Source organism: Acetobacterium wieringae (assembly GCF_026646375.1).
Taxonomy (GTDB): Bacteria; Bacillota; Clostridia; order Eubacteriales; family Eubacteriaceae; genus Acetobacterium; species Acetobacterium wieringae_A.
Map to the genome: position 1 here is coordinate 80,057 of NZ_JAIPPU010000011.1, position 17,385 is coordinate 97,441.

At 46.1% G+C, this 17,385-nt stretch carries 20 protein-coding genes and 1 pseudogene; 11 read left to right on the forward strand and 10 right to left on the reverse strand.

The features are described from left to right. Positions 1–17: 17 nt before the first annotated feature. Positions 18–881, reverse strand: coding sequence for a MerR family transcriptional regulator (locus Q7P33_RS11140; protein ID WP_303870361.1), 864 nt, complete (start codon positions 879–881; stop codon positions 18–20). Between the two features lie 20 nt (positions 882–901). Further along, a complete protein-coding gene (locus Q7P33_RS11145) occupies positions 902–1,708 on the reverse strand; it encodes an alpha/beta fold hydrolase (protein WP_303870362.1) in 807 nt (268 codons plus the stop codon). Positions 1,709–1,792: 84 nt separating this feature from the next. On the opposite strand from Q7P33_RS11145, the gene Q7P33_RS11150 reads away from it, so the two are divergent. Together Q7P33_RS11150 and Q7P33_RS11155 are read left to right on the forward strand one after the other, a co-directional pair. After that, positions 1,793–1,987, forward strand: a complete 195-nt coding sequence (locus Q7P33_RS11150) for a hypothetical protein (RefSeq protein WP_303870364.1) — start codon at positions 1,793–1,795, stop codon at positions 1,985–1,987. Between the two features lie 89 nt (positions 1,988–2,076). Further along, positions 2,077–2,331 carry a hypothetical protein gene (locus Q7P33_RS11155; protein WP_303870365.1) on the forward strand — a complete coding sequence of 85 codons (255 nt, stop codon included), beginning with the start codon at positions 2,077–2,079 and terminating at the stop codon, positions 2,329–2,331. A gap of 181 nt (positions 2,332–2,512) precedes the next feature. Here the strand turns inward: Q7P33_RS11155 and Q7P33_RS11160 are convergent, their stop codons facing one another. Further along, positions 2,513–2,923, reverse strand: coding sequence for a carboxymuconolactone decarboxylase family protein (locus tag Q7P33_RS11160; protein WP_303870366.1), 411 nt, complete (start codon positions 2,921–2,923; stop codon positions 2,513–2,515). A gap of 85 nt (positions 2,924–3,008) precedes the next feature. Here Q7P33_RS11160 and Q7P33_RS11165 point away from each other — a divergent pair, with 85 nt between their 5' ends. The 8 genes and pseudogenes from Q7P33_RS11165 to Q7P33_RS11200 all read left to right on the forward strand — a co-directional run bounded on the left by Q7P33_RS11165 (position 3,009) and on the right by Q7P33_RS11200 (position 7,524). Beyond that, positions 3,009–3,356: a MerR family transcriptional regulator gene (locus Q7P33_RS11165; RefSeq protein ID WP_303870367.1), complete on the forward strand. Its 348-nt coding sequence runs from the start codon at positions 3,009–3,011 to the stop codon at positions 3,354–3,356. A gap of 104 nt (positions 3,357–3,460) precedes the next feature. Then, complete coding sequence (locus Q7P33_RS11170; protein ID WP_303870368.1) at positions 3,461–3,700, forward strand: hypothetical protein; 240 nt, start codon at positions 3,461–3,463, stop codon at positions 3,698–3,700. A 91-nt stretch (positions 3,701–3,791) separates the two neighbouring features. Then, positions 3,792–4,508, forward strand: a complete 717-nt coding sequence (locus Q7P33_RS11175) for an SDR family oxidoreductase (protein WP_303870370.1) — start codon at positions 3,792–3,794, stop codon at positions 4,506–4,508. Positions 4,509–4,604: 96 nt separating this feature from the next. Further along, positions 4,605–5,360, forward strand: coding sequence for a trans-aconitate 2-methyltransferase (locus Q7P33_RS11180; RefSeq protein WP_303870371.1), 756 nt, complete (start codon positions 4,605–4,607; stop codon positions 5,358–5,360). A 148-nt stretch (positions 5,361–5,508) separates the two neighbouring features. Continuing rightward, positions 5,509–5,706, forward strand: a pseudogene (locus tag Q7P33_RS11185) (hypothetical protein); the annotation flags it as partial. Then, positions 5,651–6,160, forward strand: coding sequence for a GNAT family N-acetyltransferase (locus tag Q7P33_RS11190; RefSeq protein WP_303870490.1), 510 nt, complete (start codon positions 5,651–5,653; stop codon positions 6,158–6,160). The pseudogene Q7P33_RS11185 and the gene Q7P33_RS11190, both read left to right, overlap by 56 nt. Beyond that, positions 6,150–6,998, forward strand: a complete 849-nt coding sequence (locus Q7P33_RS11195) for a prenyltransferase (protein ID WP_303870372.1) — start codon at positions 6,150–6,152, stop codon at positions 6,996–6,998. Before Q7P33_RS11190 ends, Q7P33_RS11195 begins: the two co-directional genes overlap by 11 nt. Before the next feature lies 1 nt (position 6,999). After that, positions 7,000–7,524 (forward strand): GNAT family N-acetyltransferase, encoded by a 525-nt coding sequence (locus Q7P33_RS11200; protein ID WP_303870373.1) that lies wholly within the window; start codon positions 7,000–7,002, stop codon positions 7,522–7,524. Between the two features lie 136 nt (positions 7,525–7,660). On the opposite strand, the gene Q7P33_RS11205 is transcribed toward Q7P33_RS11200, so the two are convergent. From Q7P33_RS11205 to Q7P33_RS11235, 7 genes are all read right to left on the reverse strand, one after another. Then, complete coding sequence (locus Q7P33_RS11205) at positions 7,661–8,803, reverse strand: tyramine oxidase subunit B (protein ID WP_303870374.1); 1,143 nt, start codon at positions 8,801–8,803, stop codon at positions 7,661–7,663. 69 nt (positions 8,804–8,872) lie between these two features. Continuing rightward, positions 8,873–9,736 carry a helix-turn-helix domain-containing protein gene (locus Q7P33_RS11210; RefSeq protein WP_303870375.1) on the reverse strand — a complete coding sequence of 288 codons (864 nt, stop codon included), beginning with the start codon at positions 9,734–9,736 and terminating at the stop codon, positions 8,873–8,875. A 245-nt stretch (positions 9,737–9,981) separates the two neighbouring features. Beyond that, on the reverse strand, positions 9,982–11,109 hold the full coding sequence (locus tag Q7P33_RS11215) for an FAD-binding oxidoreductase (protein WP_303870377.1): 1,128 nt from the start codon (positions 11,107–11,109) through the stop codon (positions 9,982–9,984). Continuing rightward, a complete protein-coding gene (locus Q7P33_RS11220) occupies positions 11,102–11,431 on the reverse strand; it encodes a (2Fe-2S)-binding protein (RefSeq protein ID WP_303870379.1) in 330 nt (109 codons plus the stop codon). Before Q7P33_RS11220 ends, Q7P33_RS11215 begins: the two co-directional genes overlap by 8 nt. Positions 11,432–11,449: 18 nt before the next feature. Next, on the reverse strand, positions 11,450–13,057 hold the full coding sequence (locus Q7P33_RS11225; RefSeq protein WP_303870381.1) for an FAD-dependent oxidoreductase: 1,608 nt from the start codon (positions 13,055–13,057) through the stop codon (positions 11,450–11,452). Next, on the reverse strand, positions 13,054–13,374 hold the full coding sequence (locus tag Q7P33_RS11230; RefSeq protein ID WP_303870382.1) for a (2Fe-2S)-binding protein: 321 nt from the start codon (positions 13,372–13,374) through the stop codon (positions 13,054–13,056). The genes Q7P33_RS11225 and Q7P33_RS11230 overlap by 4 nt, the downstream gene beginning before the upstream one ends. Next, on the reverse strand, positions 13,374–13,781 hold the full coding sequence (locus Q7P33_RS11235) for a Rid family hydrolase (RefSeq protein WP_228878757.1): 408 nt from the start codon (positions 13,779–13,781) through the stop codon (positions 13,374–13,376). The genes Q7P33_RS11230 and Q7P33_RS11235 overlap by 1 nt, the downstream gene beginning before the upstream one ends. A gap of 512 nt (positions 13,782–14,293) precedes the next feature. Between Q7P33_RS11235 and Q7P33_RS11240 the strand changes: the two genes are divergently transcribed. Then, entirely contained in the window at positions 14,294–17,371 is a 3,078-nt protein-coding gene (locus Q7P33_RS11240; RefSeq protein ID WP_303870386.1) for a methyl-accepting chemotaxis protein, read from the forward strand. The last annotated feature ends 14 nt before the right edge of the window (positions 17,372–17,385 follow it).

Genomic DNA, 17,385 nt, shown 5'->3' on the forward strand with positions numbered 1-17,385 from the left:
AATCATTATTTTTGAAATTATTTTGTTCGATTGTTTTGATCAATTGGCGCCCAGGCTTCCACGAAGGCCTGTTCCAGATTGTCGTGAAAGAGAATCAGGCGGACATGGAGATAAACGCAGCCCTTTAGCTGGAGCTGGTTTTCTGCCGCCCATTGATAAGCGGCCAGTCGGGTTTTGTCTATGACCTGATTGGTTGCATCACTGTAACGGCCGCTTTCAACCACAATGTGGAGACAGGGACCGTCATCGAGATAGTCTTTGCCGCTTTCCCGAGCGGTAGCCGGTACGACGAGATGCATCTGGGTTTCCTGATACTGGGTGGTATCAAAGGTGACACAGCGGATCATATTGGTCAGCAGATCCTCATCGGCCAGATTAAGATGAGCAAGAACCTTTTCCTGATATTCATCAAAGGCGGAGATCGCCGAAAAGGAACTGATAATCTCATACAGTGGAAAGTTCCGGATGGAAAACTGATTCAGGTGGTGCAGCAGTGACTGACAAAAGGCCTGGGTGTCAGCTAATTTTATCAGCATCTGTTGCTGTTTTTTAATCGCCAGCTCAATGGCCGCCTGCTTTTCAATCAGATTCTCTGTTATGTCGGAGAGCTGATCCTCGTCAATCAGCTGATTGATTTCCGCCAGGGCGAAACCTCTTTTTTTATAAAATTCAATAATCAGCAACTTATAGATTTCATCAAAACCATATTGGCGATAGTTGTTACTCTGGTCATGCCCCGGTTTGATCAACCCCATGGCCTCATAATGTCGTAAGGTATCCCGGGTAAAACCAAGGTAACGGAACAGTTCGCCGGTTTGGAAGGTATTGCTCTGGTTATTACGGTCAAAGTCGTCGATATGTTTTTGTGAGTCATTTGCCATGGCCTTGCTCCTTGCCTTTATTAAACCAGATGGTGGTGATCCAGGAAATCCTCAACCACGGCATTAAAAACCACCGGATTATCGACATTGGCATTATGGCCGGCTCCGGGAATGATTTTCAGGGGATAACCGGTTTTGGTCGCCCAGGCCCAGTTGTATTGGGGCACCTTGCCGGTTTTGTCATATTCACCCAGGGTCAGCAACACCGGGAAGTTAAACGTCGCATCACGGTTTTCCCGGAGAAAGCTGGCATAGGCGAGCCCCATGATCCGGCAGAGTTCCGTCTTGCCATAGGGTGCCAGCATCATTATCATATTGTCAAAGCCCCGTTTGGTATGGGTGGCTCCTTTGGCAATGGCCGACACCAGTTTGTCATGAGGGTAACAGCGGGACAGCCATTCCACCTGCCGGATCCAGAAGCGGTCGGACCGGGAATAGTAGGAATGGCCAAAGGGCGAGGTATCCACTCCGACAAAAGCCAGCACCTTGTCCGGAAAATCCAGGGCATACTGCTGACAGGCATAGCCTCCCAGTGACTGACCGATCAGAACCGCCGCCGGGATCTTTTCCTGATTCAAAATAGCATCCAGATCGGCGGCGGCATGGTGAAAGGAGAAATCCGTATAGGGACGGGAAGCCCCATGGAGGGGCAGATCCCAGCTGATGACGGTGTAATGCTTTCTGAAATAAGCCACCTGGTGATCAAACATCCGATGATTGGCAGTAAGCCCATGGGTAAAGACCAGACAAATTGCCTGGGGATCCTGATGCCGGGCGATCCAGTAGGAAACGGTGCCCCGGGGGGAGGTGATTGTTTTTTCCTGCACGACGACGACCTTCTTTCGCAGATTTTCCCATTCTTGGTGGAATGGTTTTTTTTTAAAGTGTACCGATAAAAAAAGAGTTCGTCAATGGCAGAATTGTTAAGGATGGCAAAAAGAATGGTTCATTTCGGTCGGATTGACGGCAATAGTGGGTGGTACGCCGTTGCAGATTTACCGACGAATCTGCGCAGCAGACAAAAAAAGGCCGCAGCAACCTTCTTAAAAAAGGTTGGCACGGCGGTTATTAATAACGGATCCAGTCGATCAGTAACTGCTGGGTAAAGAGCAATTTGCAATAGCCATTTTGGGTGGAAAGGCGTATAATTATAAGCATATAAAAAATAAAACACTACAAAAAAGAAAGTGGATACATGGATTCATTTCAACAACACATCATGAATAGCCTGATCCCCATTGCAATCTTTATTTTTTCATTTGGAACGATGGCCTATATAAATTACCGCAATGGAAAGAAAACTGGAAACAAACGATTAAAAGGTTTGGGAATTGTGTACCTGGTCTTTCTATTTGGCGGTTTAGTGATTATCGGTGTGTTGTTTTATTTGGAATATTGGGAATTGGCTTTTGATATGGCCGCCGTATTATTAATGACAAAGATTCTATAAAGGTCATTGGTAGATGGGGAAACTTAGGAAGCGTCGACGGTACTAGTTAAAGAAAAAATTAAAATTGCTGCACTAGATACGTGTCAGACAAGATACCAGTTTCAATTAACCGATTAATTTAAGATGCCGCTTTTGCTTAATCTAAGACAACATTTAAGCCGTTTCCAAAAATGGTGATGGCTCAGCTCGCGCCAGAAGTTGGCTGGTCACGGGTGAGGGCGTCACGCGCGGCAAAGACCTCTTTGGCAACGGCAACCGCGTTTAGAACCTTCGGAAATCCGGTGTAGGGGATACATTGAATAAAGGCTTCAATAATTTTTTCTGGTAAAATCCCGACATTCAAAGCTCCATTGATATGAACATTCAATTGCGGTTCGCAGCCACCGGCGGTCAATAGGCTGGTGATGGTGATTAGTTCCCGTTCCTGAAGGGAGAGTCCCTCCCGGGGATAGATATCGCCAAAAGCAAATTCAATAATGTAGTTGCCCAAGTCGGGAGCGATAGTTTTCAACGATTCGATCACCTTTTCGCCACCAACCCCATCAATTCTTTTTAACTGTTTGAGCCCAATTTGATAACGTGTTTGATCCATTTGTGATTACCTCCAAATTCTTTATAATCCCAGTATAGTGCTTAGACTATGGTCTAAGTCAACCCATATTTTGAAAGGTTTTATCATGATTATTAGTGAAATGGCCCAATTGACCAATATCAGTGAATATACCCTGCGATATTATGAAAAAAAGGAATTGATTACTGTTTCCCGTGATGCCCGGGGGCGACGTAACTACGACGAAAACGATATTGAATGGATTCGTTTCATTCAGCGACTCAAAGAGACCGGGATGCCGCTGCGGAATATTAAAAAATACGCCGATTTGAGAGCCAAAGGCGATCAGACCATCCACGAACGACTGGAAATGCTTGAAGCCCACCGCATAGTTGTAGTCGCGGAACAGCAGAGATGGGCCCAAAATCTTTATAACCTTGATGCCAAAATCGAGTATTATCGAAAAAAAGATTAATGTTCGATCAAGTCGTGTTACCTTGGGGATAATTATCTGTGTTCGAAAAAGAAAGTTTGGATTAAAATTAACTTTACAGATCAAAGAGATTAAGGAGCTTTAGCATGTCATTATTTTCGCAAAGAATTGAAGAATTGATTGTTGATAGCGGCGAAACGGTACAGGATTTGGCGGAGATCGGCAAGATCAATCGGACAACGCTGCAGCGGGTAAAATCTGGCGATCGCCTGCCTTCTAAAAAGATTTTTAACAGCTTGACCACCAGCGACTATATTCTTTGCAGAACCGAAACCATCGCCGAAATCGAGTCCATTATCATGGATTACAGCAACGCTCAAAGTTAATGATACAAGATGCTAAAATTATAATGGGTCAGAATTTTCTATCAGTGTTGACCTCAACATAAAGATGAAAAAAAAAGGAGGAAGCAAACGGATGAAAAAAGGCATCTTAGTTACCGGCGGCGGGCATGGTATTGGCAAGCAAATTTGCCAGGATTTTCTGGAAAATGGAGCGCAAGTCTGCTTTATGGATTTTGATAAAGAAAGATCCCAGGCATTTGCGGACGAACATACCAATCTGTTTTATTTTTACGGCGATGTCGCCAGTTTGGCAGCGCTCCAGGAATTTGTTGGCTTTGCCATGGAAAAACTGGGGCGTATCGATGTGATGGTTAATAATGCCTGTAAGGGCAACAACGGCATCCTATCAAGCTTGGATTATGAAGGTTTTGACTATGTTTTATCGGTGGGGCTCAAAGCCCCCTATGAATTAAGCAGGCTGTGTCGGGACGAGTTGATTAAAAATCACGGGCGGATTATCAACATTGCCTCGTCCCGGGCTTTTCAATCAGAACCGGACAGTGAAGCCTATGCCAGTGCCAAGGGTGGCCTTGTTGCCCTGACCCATGCCCTGGCTATTTCACTAGGCCCAGATGTCTTAGTCAACTGTATTGCACCCGGATGGATTGAAGTTAACGATCAGAGCGATCACAGTCCGACAGACAAAGCAGCGATCCCCGCCGGTAAGGTGGGCACACCCAAAGATATTTCAAGAATGGTTTTATTTCTCTGTCAGCAGGATTTTATCACCGGGGAAACCATCACCATCGATGGTGGTATGAACAAACGGATGATTTATCATGGGGATTAGAATTGGCAATACAATCTTAAATAATCTGTCAGCGAAACGAAAGGGAGCTAAATGAAGTGAAGGAATGAATCAAACATAGATTTAATAAAAGAATATTTGAATCAAAACACTTGGCGGGATTGGGAAAGATATTTAGAAAAACTGCCACTCAATCAAAATCAAATTGTTTATGATTTAGGCTGCTCAATTGGAACGGTATCGCATTTACTTAGTAAAAAAACAAAACATGTGATGGGCTTCGATAATGATAAAGCTCTTTTAGAGATAGCAAACAAAGAAAAAGAATATAATTGTGAGTTTGTAGATGCCAATATTATTACTTTAGATCCAAATGAATTAGAGAAATGTGATGGAATCTGGATGAGTTTTGCTTTGGCATATATGGAAAATCCCGATTTATTTATTGCAAATTGGACAAAGTGTCTGAATAGCAATGGCTGGTTTGCAATTGTTGATATTGATGATTTGTTTTCTGGTCATTTACCCGAAAACAATAGATTTTTGAAAGAAACAAAAGAATTTGAACGTGAATCCGGAAAAAGCAAGACTTATGATTTTAAAATCGGTGGAAAAATAAAATCGCTCATGGAAAAGAACGGACTGGAGATCATTATTGCAGAAGAAAACTGGTATGATGTTGAATTAAATTTCAGCGGAAACGCCAATAAAAATATCATCGAAAATTGGCGAGCGAGGCTGGAACGGATGGTGCGTTTAAAAAATCACTTTGGCGAAAATTATGGAGAATTCTGTGATATGTTTATCAATTTACTGTCTTCAGAAGAACATATTGCCCACGGCTGTGTTAAGTTCTATATCGGAATAAAAAAATGCAATGACTGTCTCAATTAGGATGTATGTTGATGTGTGAATGAAAGTGAGAAATAATGGAATCAGATGAAAATTACCAATATAATGCCAAGGTCTACGATATACTGAGACCTACTTTAGAAAGTCTGCCACCACGCCAAACGTCAGTTACCGAACCCATGTCCAGAATGTCGGCTGGCAAGATTTTGTATTGAATGGAGAAATGAGCCGAACCTTGGGTTTGAGTCTGCGCCTAGAGGGGATTGAAGTCAAACTTGATGCCCCGGTAACAGATTTGGGGGATTACCTATCCAAAAATCGGAAAGGATATGATGAAAGACTATACTATTCGGGAAATCAAACCAATCGAAATACCGTTGCTCACTGATTTTTTATATGAGGCTATTTTTCAGTCGGACGAACAAAAACGGCTGCCAAGGGATGTGATCGAGCAGCCAGAACTACAGGTCTACATTGAGGACTTCGGTAGAACGGATGACCACTGTCTGGTTGCTGAGTGCAAAGATAAAATTGTTGGCGCCGTGTGGACCCGAATCATAGTCGGAAAGGTTCGGGGATTTGGAAATGTGGATGACAAAACGCCGGAATTCGCCATCTCCCTTTATCCAGAATACCGCAACTGTGGCATTGGCACTACACTCATGAAACGGATGCTGCAACATTTGACAGCCAAGGGCTACCAACAGGCATCGTTAGCCGTGCAGAAAGACAATTATGCCTTGAGAATGTATCAGGCGGTTGGCTTTGTTGTGATTGATGAACTGGATCAGGAATACCTGATGATCTGCCAATTAGAAGGAGAGAACAGCGATGATAAATGATGATGAAAACAAGACTGATTTAGCTCAGATCCTGGCTACCCGCCATGACAACGGCGCCGATTTCTGGGCAACCCCGGACGGCCGCCTGGGGATTGAAAAACCGACCAGTACCCTGACCGCACTGATGATCATCAGTGAACTTAACGTGCCTCGGGATCATGAAGCCCTGCAAGGGGCGGCGGAGCTGGTTCTGGCAGCCATAAGAGCCGACGGTCGGGTACGGATTGCCCCGAAGGGTGCAATCTATCCCTGTCACACCGCCCATGCGGTGGCCGGTCTGTGTCGCAATGGTTACGCCAGTCATCCCCGGGTTCAGGCCGCACTGAATTATCTGCTTGCTGACCGCTACGATGACGGTGGCTGGCGCTGCAACAAATTTATCTATGGTCATGGCCCCGAAACTGATGCGTCAAATCCCAATGTGACCCTGCTGGCCTTGGATGCTTTTCGTCTGGCTGGTTTTCATGCGGGAGCGGCTCGCATCATAGATCTTGACCGGGCGGTTGAAACTCTGCTTGATCACTGGGTCGTGAAGACGCCGTTGGGGCCCTGTCACTATGGCATTGGCAAATTATTTATGCAGGTGGAATATCCGTTTTTGCGCTACAACCTGTTTTATTATGTCTATGTGCTGTCTTTCTATGAAAAAGCCCGGCAAGATAAGCGCTTTAGCGAAGCCCTGGCAGCATTACAGCAGAAACTGGATAGTCAGGGCCGGATGATAATCGAGCGGCCCAATCGCAAACTCAGGGGGCTTACGATCTGTCAAAAAGGCAAACCATCAGCTGCCGCCACGGCACGATATCAAGAGATTATTACAAATATGGAGTTGGACTAAAATGAATTACATTGATACTGAAAATTTGAAATTAAGACCGTTAACCATGGCTGACGCTGGCGATGTTTTTGCCTATTCAAAAAGCCCGAATGTTGGCCCGCAGGCCGGCTGGAAGCCGCATGATACTATCGAAGAAACAAAGGAGATCATGAAGACGATCTTTGTCGGCCAGGAAAACATCTGGGGGATTGAGAAAGACCACCGGATTATCGGTTCAATCGGATTAATTGAAGATCCCCATCGCCAGAATGACCAGGCCCGGATGCTCGGCTACGCGCTCAGTGAGGATTTCTGGGGGCAGGGTATCATGACCGAAGCGGCCAGAGCCGTGCTGGCCTATGGCTTTGATACCCTGGGTCTGGGTCTGATCTCAGTGGTGCATTATCCTGCGAACCTTGGATCCCAGCGGGTGATTGAAAAATGTGGTTTTCATTATGAAGGAACAATCCGGCAGGCGGACAAGATCTACACCGGTGAAATCCTGGATGTCAAAGCCTATTCGATCACCAGAGTAGAATTCCGGTAAAAACAGTGCTACGGTAACGCCAGTGCTGACAATTTGTCTACGAACGAAAACCCTTTACCAATTGTAATTAAATGGTAAAGGGTTTATTTATATGCTTAAGTGTTTTGTCTTGTTGAGATTTTGGATCGTTTTGATTTTAGTATAAAGCTGGTTTATCCCAAAGATTCAGATTAACCCCGATATTATGCTTGCGGGCATAGTCGTAAACCTCTTTGCCCCAGGCGACATCTTCCACCGGCATCCCACCGACCGAGTAAAGGATGATCTGATCGTCGCTTTCCCGGCCGGGTACCTTGCCATTTAAGATGGCCCCTAAATCGTGGATATCGGTTTTTTCCAACTTGCCGTCATGGATCATGTCCATAAATTTGGAACCGAGGATATAGACAATATTGTAGGTTGGGTAGGGGTATTCTTCAGCCCAGGCTTCATATAGAGAGATGTTGTCAACGACCAGTTTGGTTTTATCACTTTTTATAAACTCATCGGTAAAATCGGCGGCGCCGGGGAGACAAAAAAGCGCTCCGGGTTTGATCCACTCGGAATCAACAAAGGGATAAGCCGATGGACCGGCGCCCATTGGGGTAGAGGTGGCAAAACTCAAAATATCTGAGTCACGGACACACTCTTCCAGGGTTTCACAGACAATAATTTCGGTAAATTGCGGACACTTTTCCTTGACGAATTCAATGCAACGGTCAATGGAGGCCTGGCCACGGCCTTTTATTTTAAGGGTTGTCAGACTCGGTCGCAGTGCGGCAAACGTTTCGATGGCAGTGGAATTAATGACGCCAGGACCGATAATCGCCAGCACCTTGGCATCTTTTAGGGCCAAATTTTTAACACCGACGCCAGGAACGGCTGCTGTCCGGTAAGCACTGAGGAGATTTGCAGACATCAAGGCAAGTGGTGCGCTGGTGTCCTTGTCATTTAACATCATCATCAAAATTGAACGAGGTAGGTTTTTATGACGGTTTTCAACATTAGAACCGTACCATTTCATCCCGGCGACGTCAAACTTGCCACCGACATAGGCAGGCATTGCCATAAAGCGGCGGTCTGGGCCGTTCTTCGGCATATTGGGGAATTCTGGTTCTTCCGGAAAGGTAATCATACAGCCGTGGGAATTGCCATTATCACCACCCATCCGGTAGTCACCCTTGTCGAGCAGCTTTAACAACTCTTCCATACAGTCAGTACAGGCCACAACATCGCCGACACCAGCCTTAATCATATCGGCTTCATTTAAATACAAAAAATCAATTCCAGGTAATGTCATAATATAAACCTCCAAATAGTTTTTATTTTAGTGTTCTTGAATAAACAGGATGAACAAAGCTTTATGGTTTCAAATTCGGATTGCAGTTCCTTTGGTTAGGGATTTACGGTAATTTCCGGGGGAAATCCCTGTAAATTGTTTAAATTCTTTAAGCAAATGAGATTGATCAAAATAACCCATGTCCGCTGCGATGGTTGAAATATGCTGATCTTTCCCCAGTGCCAGCAAAACATTTTGAAAACGGATAATTTTCGAAAAAGTCTTTGGCGGCAAGCCAATTTCTTTATTGAAAAGTTGATTAATATAACGAGGCGTATAACCGACTTTTTGACTTAATTCATTAACATTGATAATCCCGACGACCTTGGTGATTTCATCGACCATACGATAACTAAATGGGCGAACACCGGGGCTGTAATAGTTTTGATAATCAGGAATGTAGGCAGCAAGAAACAGCTCAATTTGTTCTTTAAAATCGTTGCTGCGGGTGATGCCTTCCATCATTGCCTGATCCTGACAGATTTCTGCAAGAGGCACAGAGCTCTCAGTCAGGCTGCCAATGGGATAGCCCTTCGGTAAAAAAGCTTTGCCGGGTAAAAAACGGATACCAAAGATGGTATCATTAAGATGAAAAACCGAAGCATACTCAATGGAGTGCATTTTTAGAACTGCGCCGTAGCAGGTTGCATCCAGATGATCCTGGCCGCAGCGGAAGACAATGTCGACGGTGCCATCAGGAACGATGGTGGCGGTTTCTAACATTTCCTGGGTAACCTGGAAGTGGTAGAAGTGGGAGATGCCATAAGCCCGGTAGTCGAAGTACTCATAACCCTGAGAATGCTTGACCATCAAGGGTTGTTTCGGAATGATGATACTTTCCTTTTCTTTTGGGGAAGAGGCATAAGAGCCATACCGTTGCAATAGATCGATCATAGTAAAAACCTGAAGCGTGCGCTTTCCTTTCTGAACAAACTGGATAATGGGCAAGAGTCGGCATAAAAAAAAGGATGCCGAAATTTCGATTTCGACATCCTTGTCTGAGTAGTTGCTGATTCTCTGCTTATTATGTATACAATATACCATAGTTCAAAATAAAAGAATAGTAAAAATCGGTACTAAATTACATTTACAATCATAATTAAGAAAATTCTAATTTACGTATTGTGCGTAGTTCAGGCTTATTGTTTAGGCTTAAAACGGTCGTAGCGGAGGGCTGACAAGTCGATAGTGGAGTGACCGTCAGCAATCATTTCTGCAACATTGTAGCCCACCGCTGGAGCAATCCCAAAGCCGTGGCCAGAAAAAGCGCAGGCGATATACAAACCCGGTACTTCTTCCACCGGGCTGATCACCGGAACATGGTCTGCACAGTCATCCAGCCAGCCAGCCCAGGCTCGGACAATTTTGGCATCGACCAGTGCAGGGAAGTATTTAATAATTCCACGGCAGGTACAGGAGGCGCCGATACTACTGGAAATGGGGGTGCCGTTGTCTTTATTGAGGTGTTCAAAACCTGAGGATCCGCCAAAAACAAAGGAACCATGCTTGGACTGATGACCGTAAAAATCGGCATCAGCTGTCCCCAGCATTTGTAAGAACATTGGTGGCTCGGCTTCGGTAACCAGACATTCCATCTTAAGCGGCATCATTGGCACATCGATGCCGACGGTCGCTAAAATTTTGCGACTGTCAAAACCGGCCGCCACCAGCACCTTATCAGCTTCATAAATGGCATCCGGAGTGACAACCTGGCGGATTGCGCCCTTAATTTTGCGCAGTTCGAAGCAGGGCGCTTCGGTAATAAAGCGGACACCTAATTCCCGGGCTTTTTTATAGTAACCCAGGGTCGCAGTCAATGGATTGGCATGGCCGTCGGTAGGACACCAGCTGGCACAGGTAACCTCGTCGGAAAGGTAGGGATTGATGGCTCGAATTTCATCTCCATTGATCATCCGGACATCCAATCCGCAAGCTACGGCCTTATCCGTCAAGCCCTGAAGGATTTTTTGATGGGCTTCCGTTTTACCCAACCGCAGATTACCTTTTTGGGTATATTCCACATCTACCCCCAGTTCTTCGGACAATCCCGGCCAGAGATTCTTAATCCCCCACATTGCCAATGGCAGTTCTCGGGTATCCCGACCGGACTGGCGGACACCGCCTCCATTACGGGACGAACCGCCAATGCCAATATCTTTGCTGGCCTCCAATACGGTCACGGATACGCCTTTCTTAGCCAGATAGTAAGCGGTGGCATTACCAATGATGCCGCCGCCAATAATGATAACATCACTATGTTTAGACATGGGTCACCTCTTCATTTCCTAATACTTTCATTTCCACCGGCCGCATTGGCGACCGACTGGTGGCCGGATCCAACTGATCTGGGATGACGCCCAGCTCCCGGGCGATCAGATATTTAACCAGTTTGCCACAGGTCTGTCCCTGACAAAGTCCCATTCCAGCCCGCAGGTAACGTCGGATTTCATTAACGGTAAACATTCCGTCATGAATCGCCTGGCGAATTTCTCCTTTAGTGATTTCTTCGCAGCGGCAGATGATGATGGTGTCATCGAGCTGTGAAACGAAGGAACCAATATTTCGTGAACGATCATTAATAGATTTCATAGTCGTTTCTCCTCTTTCTTATTGTTCCATCGCTTGGGTCGTGGGCTGATAAAATCGGGCAGTCATGGCTTGCCCAGCCGGGACTTTGATGGTGACTAACGGCGTATGGTCAAAGGCTTTGGCATTGCGGACGTCGATGATTTCGGCGATGCCCAGCGGTTGACCGCTGCGGCTTAGGGCTGTTCCCTGTTCACCCTTTTGGGGTAGTGGTAAAAATTCATAGGGTAGGGTAATGCTGGCAAAGCCCGGGGCGTAGTCTTCGTCGACCAGAAAGATGGCTTGGCCGGAACAGGCAGCAATACACATGCCACAACCGGTACAACTGCTGGCATCATCAATCTGTGGAAGAGCAGTGATGGTCTTGCCAACTTTAATGCAACCCTTGGTGCAGGCATCCTGACAGGGATTGCAGGGAATGTTCTGGGTACATTCGATCACCGGATGGATGCCGGAATTTTTATCAGTCTGATTAGATCGATGAACAAAGCGCTCAAGATCGGTGTCTTCAAGGTAGCCTTTTTTAAGCAGACTCTGGGAAACGGCAATCCCTTCGTCGGTTTTGGCAACGGTTTTACCCTTGCTGCCGGGGGCGAACATGCCCTGATGCAGACTGTTGAGAGCGACTTCCAGGTCAGCCAGGCGTTTCTCTTTGTCCGACTCACTGAGAAAGCCCAGATAAGCGGCGGCGGCTAGACCTGACATCCGGCCCCCAATCATGGCTGAGCTGGCTTCTTCGATGCCAGAAACATCCCCGGCAGCAAAGAGGCCGGGAATAGAGGTTTCGCCATTTTCAGAAACCAAGGGCACCTGACCGCCGCGCTTGGGATCATCAACCATTGTGCAACCCGCCATTTTTAGCAGTTGCGACATTGGCGAGAGACCGACGGCCAGACAGATGGTGTCGACATCAAAATGTTTCTGGGTGCCGGGGATCGGGGCGAAGTGCTCATCAAATTCGGCAATTGTTACGCCTGTGACGCAATCGGTTCCATCAGCTTTAGTAATGGTATGAGATAGATAGAAAGGCACCCCACAGCGGGCGATTTTGGCGGCGTGAACGCCATAGCCGCCAATCCTGGGAGCAGCATCCACCAGGGCTACTACTTCACAGCCAGCCTGCATCAGCTGGAAGCTGACCACCAGACCGACATTGCCGCTGCCCAGCATCAGTACCCGTTGACCGGGCTTGATGCCGTGAAGATTCATCATTGTCTGGGCGGCTCCGGCACCAATCACTCCAGGTAGGGTCCAGCCATCAAAGGTGACCATGTTTTCCGCTGCCCCAGTAGAAATAATGATGGTATCGGCCTTGAAGTGTGTCATTGCTTCTCCGATTTGAACCAGCACTTCTTTATCCAGATAAATGCCGGCGACGGTGGCATTGAGAAATACTTCAACTCCGGCTTCATCAGCCTCGGCGAGTAGTGTTTCACCAATTTTGTAACCGCGAATCTTGGCCTGGTGTTCTTTTGAACCGAAAAATTTATGGATTTGCTTAAATAATTGTCCGCCGGGTTTGGCATTTTCATCAAAAACGGCAACCTTCATGCCACAGCGGGCGGCTTCAATAGCCGCTGAGAGTCCGGCGGGACCGGCACCCACGACGATTAAATCATAACGTTTCATTCGCTGACCTCCAATGCGGTGACCCCATCCTGAGTCTGAACTCTCATCCCGGAAACTAACGGGGTAATACAGGTACGAATATTGGGAACTCCATCGACAATCATGACGCAGTCGGTGCAACGGCCGATGGCACAGAAGATGCCCCGGGGTTCATGGGCCTTGTGGGTATAGCGGTGAACCATCACCCCGGCGGCTTTCAGGGCCACAGCAATGGGTTCACCGGCAAAGCCTTCCATCGGCTTGCCATCCATAAAGAAGGATACCAACTGCCCTTTTTCCGGTTCGCCGAGAATGGGATGGTCGCTGATTCGTTTCATCACTCACACCCACTTTCTTTAGAAATGATGATCGCAGTCATTTCAATCTCGCACAGTTGCGTGGGGCGGTTGAGCTCTGTTGTTCCCACTGCTGTGAATAATGGCCGATATTCTTTAAAAATCTCCGAGTAGGCGCGGCCAATTTCACCGCAATCGGACATTCGGGTGGCATAACACATAACTTTGACGACATCAGCTGGGGTTGCGCCGGCTTCAGCTAAAAGTTTGACGTGCTTCTCAAAAATATATTTAGCCTGTGCATAGGGATCACCTTCGCCGTAAACACTGCCGTCTGGCTGAACCGAGGTGGTGCCACCGATCATAACCAAATTGCCAATCTTCACCATCCGTGAATAGCCTACTTTTTCTTCTAAGGGTGCTCCCGATGAATAATTAATTCTTGACATGGTATTAACTTCCTTTCGCAATAAATTCAAATAGATTTTTAGTCTTGTCTTCAAAAAATGACAAAGACGTCGAAGCTTTTTTCGACGTCTTTGTCTTGATTTTTCTGTGGTTTTTTAGGTTGAATATAATATATCATAACAAGATAAACAGAAATAGTAACAATCGGAACAATTTGCAGCGATTTTCATGAATATAATTTGTAATTCATTAGTGTTCTGTCGTTTGGCTATGTCAAAAAGTTTAGTTGCCTTTTTATTTGATCTGTTATAGAATAAGTTCAATAAAATAATAACAGACATTAGATGAGTGCAAAGAAGCCGCCGACGCAGCTTTTTTGCGCTCTTTTTGGTTTGTTGGACAGAAACCCAGGATTGGCTCAAATATTAAACAAATACAACAATTGATAAATATGATACAGCCATGCATGAGGTTATAAGTAGCACAAGCTACAATAATATATCGAAGTAGAAAGGACGAAAATGATATCGAGGGATATCATAAGGAAAAGTGCATGAATCATAAGAGAGGTTTACTTGTTCGGATGTTACTGGGGATTGGAGTGCCAGTTGCGGTTATTTTTGCAGCTGTCGCTGGAATTGCCTTGTATGTGGTGGATCGGTCGATTGCTGAAATTAAGGTTAATGAATTATCAGCCCGGTCTGAATCGGTTTCAAATCAAATCGAAACATATTTTACGAAATATCTGGAGGATGCCAGTCAATTGTCAGCAAGTCCGGAAATTCAGAGTCTGTTCAATCAGGTCACACCGGGGGTGGGTATTACTTCAACTGCCAATTTTCCGGAAATTAAGCAGCATCTGGTCAACGTTGCAGCGTCAGATCCCCAAAATATTCAGGTGGCCTGGATTGCTGACGTCGACTCCAGTCAATTTACCCAATCAGACGGTGTTGTGTCTGATCCATCCTATGACATAAATGCCCGACCCTGGTTCAAAGAACTGGTAGCGCAAAAAAAGGTTTTTATATCGGAGCCATATGTGGATATCACGACCCAGAAGATCATTGTCAGTGTCGTTGCCCCGGTATTTAAACCGGGAACCCAGGAGCTGGTGGGAGCCACCTGCGTGGATGTTTCCATCGATCGGATCAAAGAGATCATCGCAGAAAACAAAATTGGTGAAAGTGGATTTTTTGTGGTTTCAACCAGCAGCGGGATGGTATTTGACCATCCCAATAAAGAGTATAGCAATGGTACGCTCGCGGATACTGATATGTCAGAAAACATCATTGCGGCGCTGATGGATAAAACCTCCGGTCCGATCACCTATACAACTGGAGGCGTCGAAAGCCAGGGGTATGTCACCGAAATCGGTAACACCGGTTGGGTGCTGGCTACTGGGCTCCCAACGGCAGAGTTTAGTGAAACCTTCTCAGGAATTCGGACAATGATGTTACTGATTTTTGGTTTGGGACTGATCGTGATTCTGGGAATCATTGTGGCTTCAACCCGAAATTTCATTCGACCGATTACCCGACTGGCCGCTGCGGCTGACCGACTGGCGTTGGGAGATATCAATATTGATGAAACCATGGCTGAAGATGCCAAAGATGATGAAATCGGTGAGTTGACCCGATCTTTTGTAAATATGGCCGAAAACATCCGGGAACAGTCAGAAACCGCTCAAGCAATTGCCAAAGGCGATTTATCGATTGACATTCAGCCGAAATCCTCAGAAGATGTGCTGGGTAGCAGCATGGTTTCAATTAAAGAATCGATTGGCAACCTGGTTTCTGACACCATTATGCTTTCCGATGCGGCCATTCAGGGAGATTTCACCAGGCGGGCAGCGGTGAACAACCACTCTGGTGAATATGCACAGGTTATTGCTGGTGTTAATCAGACTCTGGACACGGTTGTAGACAAGATGTTCTGGTATGAGGCGATCATCGATGGAATTCCATTCCCGGTGCATGTCACGGATAATGATCTGAAATGGACCTTTATGAATCATGCTTTTGAAGCTCTGATGATTGAGAATGGGGTAATTAAAGATCGTAGTTCAGCCTGCGGGATGGATTGTTTAAATGCTGGGACCAGTATTTGCCAGACCCATGGGTGCGGTATCAGACAACTGGTGGATTGTGGCCAGACAGAAAGTTATTTTGAATGGGTTGGTCGCAGCAATAAACAGGCGACGGCCTACCTCAAGAACAAAAATGGTGAAAACATCGGTTTTATCGAAGTAGTCACTGATCTTACCCCGATGATTCGAGTCAGTGATTATACCAAATCGGAAGTCACTCGTCTTGGTGCGAATCTGATGCGATTGGCCGAAGGTGATCTTGATTTTGACATGAATTGTATCGCTGCTGATGAATATACCTCAGAAGTCAGTGCTCAGTTTAGTGAAATCAATAACAGTTTGATGTTGGTTAAAGAATCAATTGGCACCCTGATTGATGATGCCAACATGATTACCAATGGCGTCATTGATGGAAATCTTCAGGTAAGAGCCGATGCCAGTACCTTCCAGGGAGCTTGGCGGGAAGTGGTTGGCGGCATGAATGCCATTCTCGAAGAATTGAATAAACCTCTGGGCGAAGTGAAAGACGTCATGACAGCTATTTCTAATGGAAACCTACGAGTTCGGATCAGTGGCGCTTATCGTGGCGATGTGGCTTTACTTAAGCAGAGTGTCAACTCCACAGCCACACTGCTCGAGGAGGTTGTTGGCGAAATCACCGAGAAAATTGAACAATTGTCGCTGGGGAATCTGGATATTGCAAAAGCTCAAGCCTTCCGGGGCGATTTTGTAACCATATCCAATGCCCTTAATGTAATTATTGACTCGCTCAACGAAGTCATGGGTGATATTAACATCGCTGCTGAACAGGTCAATGTTGGCGCTAATCAGGTGTCCGACAGCAGTCAGGCATTGGCCCAGGGATCCACCGAGCAGGCTAGCTCGATACAGGAACTGACCGCTTCAATTGCTGAAATTGCTGATCAGACCAAAAATAACGCTGTGGATGCCAACAAGGCCAGAGAATTAGCCACCAATGTAATGGGAAATGCCGAAAAAGGCAATTATCAGATGACCGAGATGCAACGCTCAATGGTGGAAATCAATAAATCGTCTGAAGATATTTCTAAAATTATCAAGGTTATTGATGACATTGCGTTTCAGACCAATATCCTGGCCCTTAACGCCGCCGTCGAAGCCGCCCGGGCGGGACAGCATGGCAAGGGTTTTGCAGTGGTAGCCGAAGAAGTTCGAACATTAGCCGCCAGAAGTGCTGAAGCTGCCAAAGAGACGACGATTCTGATTGAAGGTTCGATTAGTAATGTACAGGAAGGGACAAAAATAGCGAATGACACCGCCGGGGCTCTGGACGAAATCGTCACCGGTATCGGCAAGGTTACCAGCTTAATTGGGAATATTGCTGGTGCTTCCAATGAACAGGCCACGGGTATTGCCCAGATTAACACCGGGGTTGATCAGATTGCTCAGGTTGTTTCGCAGAATTCGGCTACCGCCGAACAAAGTGCGGCGGCCAGTCAGGAGCTTTCCGGACAATCCGTGTTACTGAAACAGATGATCGATCAATTTAAAATCAGGAAGGCTTAGCAAAATAGTCATAT

Bases quoted from the DNA above. Each gene is read 5' to 3' on its own strand.
- Q7P33_RS11210 (WP_303870375.1), bottom strand. From the start codon at position 9,736: ATGATCGATCTATTGCAACGGTATGGCTCTTATGCCTCTTCCCCAAAA.
- Q7P33_RS11200 (WP_303870373.1), top strand. From the start codon at position 7,000: ATGAATTACATTGATACTGAAAATTTGAAATTAAGACCGTTAACCATG.
- Q7P33_RS11155 (WP_303870365.1), top strand. From the start codon at position 2,077: ATGGATTCATTTCAACAACACATCATGAATAGCCTGATCCCCATTGCA.
- Q7P33_RS11240 (WP_303870386.1), top strand. From the start codon at position 14,294: ATGAATCATAAGAGAGGTTTACTTGTTCGGATGTTACTGGGGATTGGA.
- Q7P33_RS11225 (WP_303870381.1), bottom strand. From the start codon at position 13,057: ATGAAACGTTATGATTTAATCGTCGTGGGTGCCGGTCCCGCCGGACTC.
- Q7P33_RS11220 (WP_303870379.1), bottom strand. From the start codon at position 11,431: ATGAAATCTATTAATGATCGTTCACGAAATATTGGTTCCTTCGTTTCA.
- Q7P33_RS11215 (WP_303870377.1), bottom strand. From the start codon at position 11,109: ATGTCTAAACATAGTGATGTTATCATTATTGGCGGCGGCATCATTGGT.
- Q7P33_RS11140 (WP_303870361.1), bottom strand. From the start codon at position 881: ATGGCAAATGACTCACAAAAACATATCGACGACTTTGACCGTAATAAC.
- Q7P33_RS11175 (WP_303870370.1), top strand. From the start codon at position 3,792: ATGAAAAAAGGCATCTTAGTTACCGGCGGCGGGCATGGTATTGGCAAG.
- Q7P33_RS11150 (WP_303870364.1), top strand. From the start codon at position 1,793: ATGGCAGAATTGTTAAGGATGGCAAAAAGAATGGTTCATTTCGGTCGG.
- Q7P33_RS11190 (WP_303870490.1), top strand. From the start codon at position 5,651: ATGAAAGACTATACTATTCGGGAAATCAAACCAATCGAAATACCGTTG.
- Q7P33_RS11160 (WP_303870366.1), bottom strand. From the start codon at position 2,923: ATGGATCAAACACGTTATCAAATTGGGCTCAAACAGTTAAAAAGAATT.
- Q7P33_RS11170 (WP_303870368.1), top strand. From the start codon at position 3,461: ATGTCATTATTTTCGCAAAGAATTGAAGAATTGATTGTTGATAGCGGC.
- Q7P33_RS11205 (WP_303870374.1), bottom strand. From the start codon at position 8,803: ATGACATTACCTGGAATTGATTTTTTGTATTTAAATGAAGCCGATATG.
- Q7P33_RS11235 (WP_228878757.1), bottom strand. From the start codon at position 13,781: ATGTCAAGAATTAATTATTCATCGGGAGCACCCTTAGAAGAAAAAGTA.
- Q7P33_RS11195 (WP_303870372.1), top strand. From the start codon at position 6,150: ATGATAAATGATGATGAAAACAAGACTGATTTAGCTCAGATCCTGGCT.
- Q7P33_RS11230 (WP_303870382.1), bottom strand. From the start codon at position 13,374: ATGAAACGAATCAGCGACCATCCCATTCTCGGCGAACCGGAAAAAGGG.
- Q7P33_RS11165 (WP_303870367.1), top strand. From the start codon at position 3,009: ATGATTATTAGTGAAATGGCCCAATTGACCAATATCAGTGAATATACC.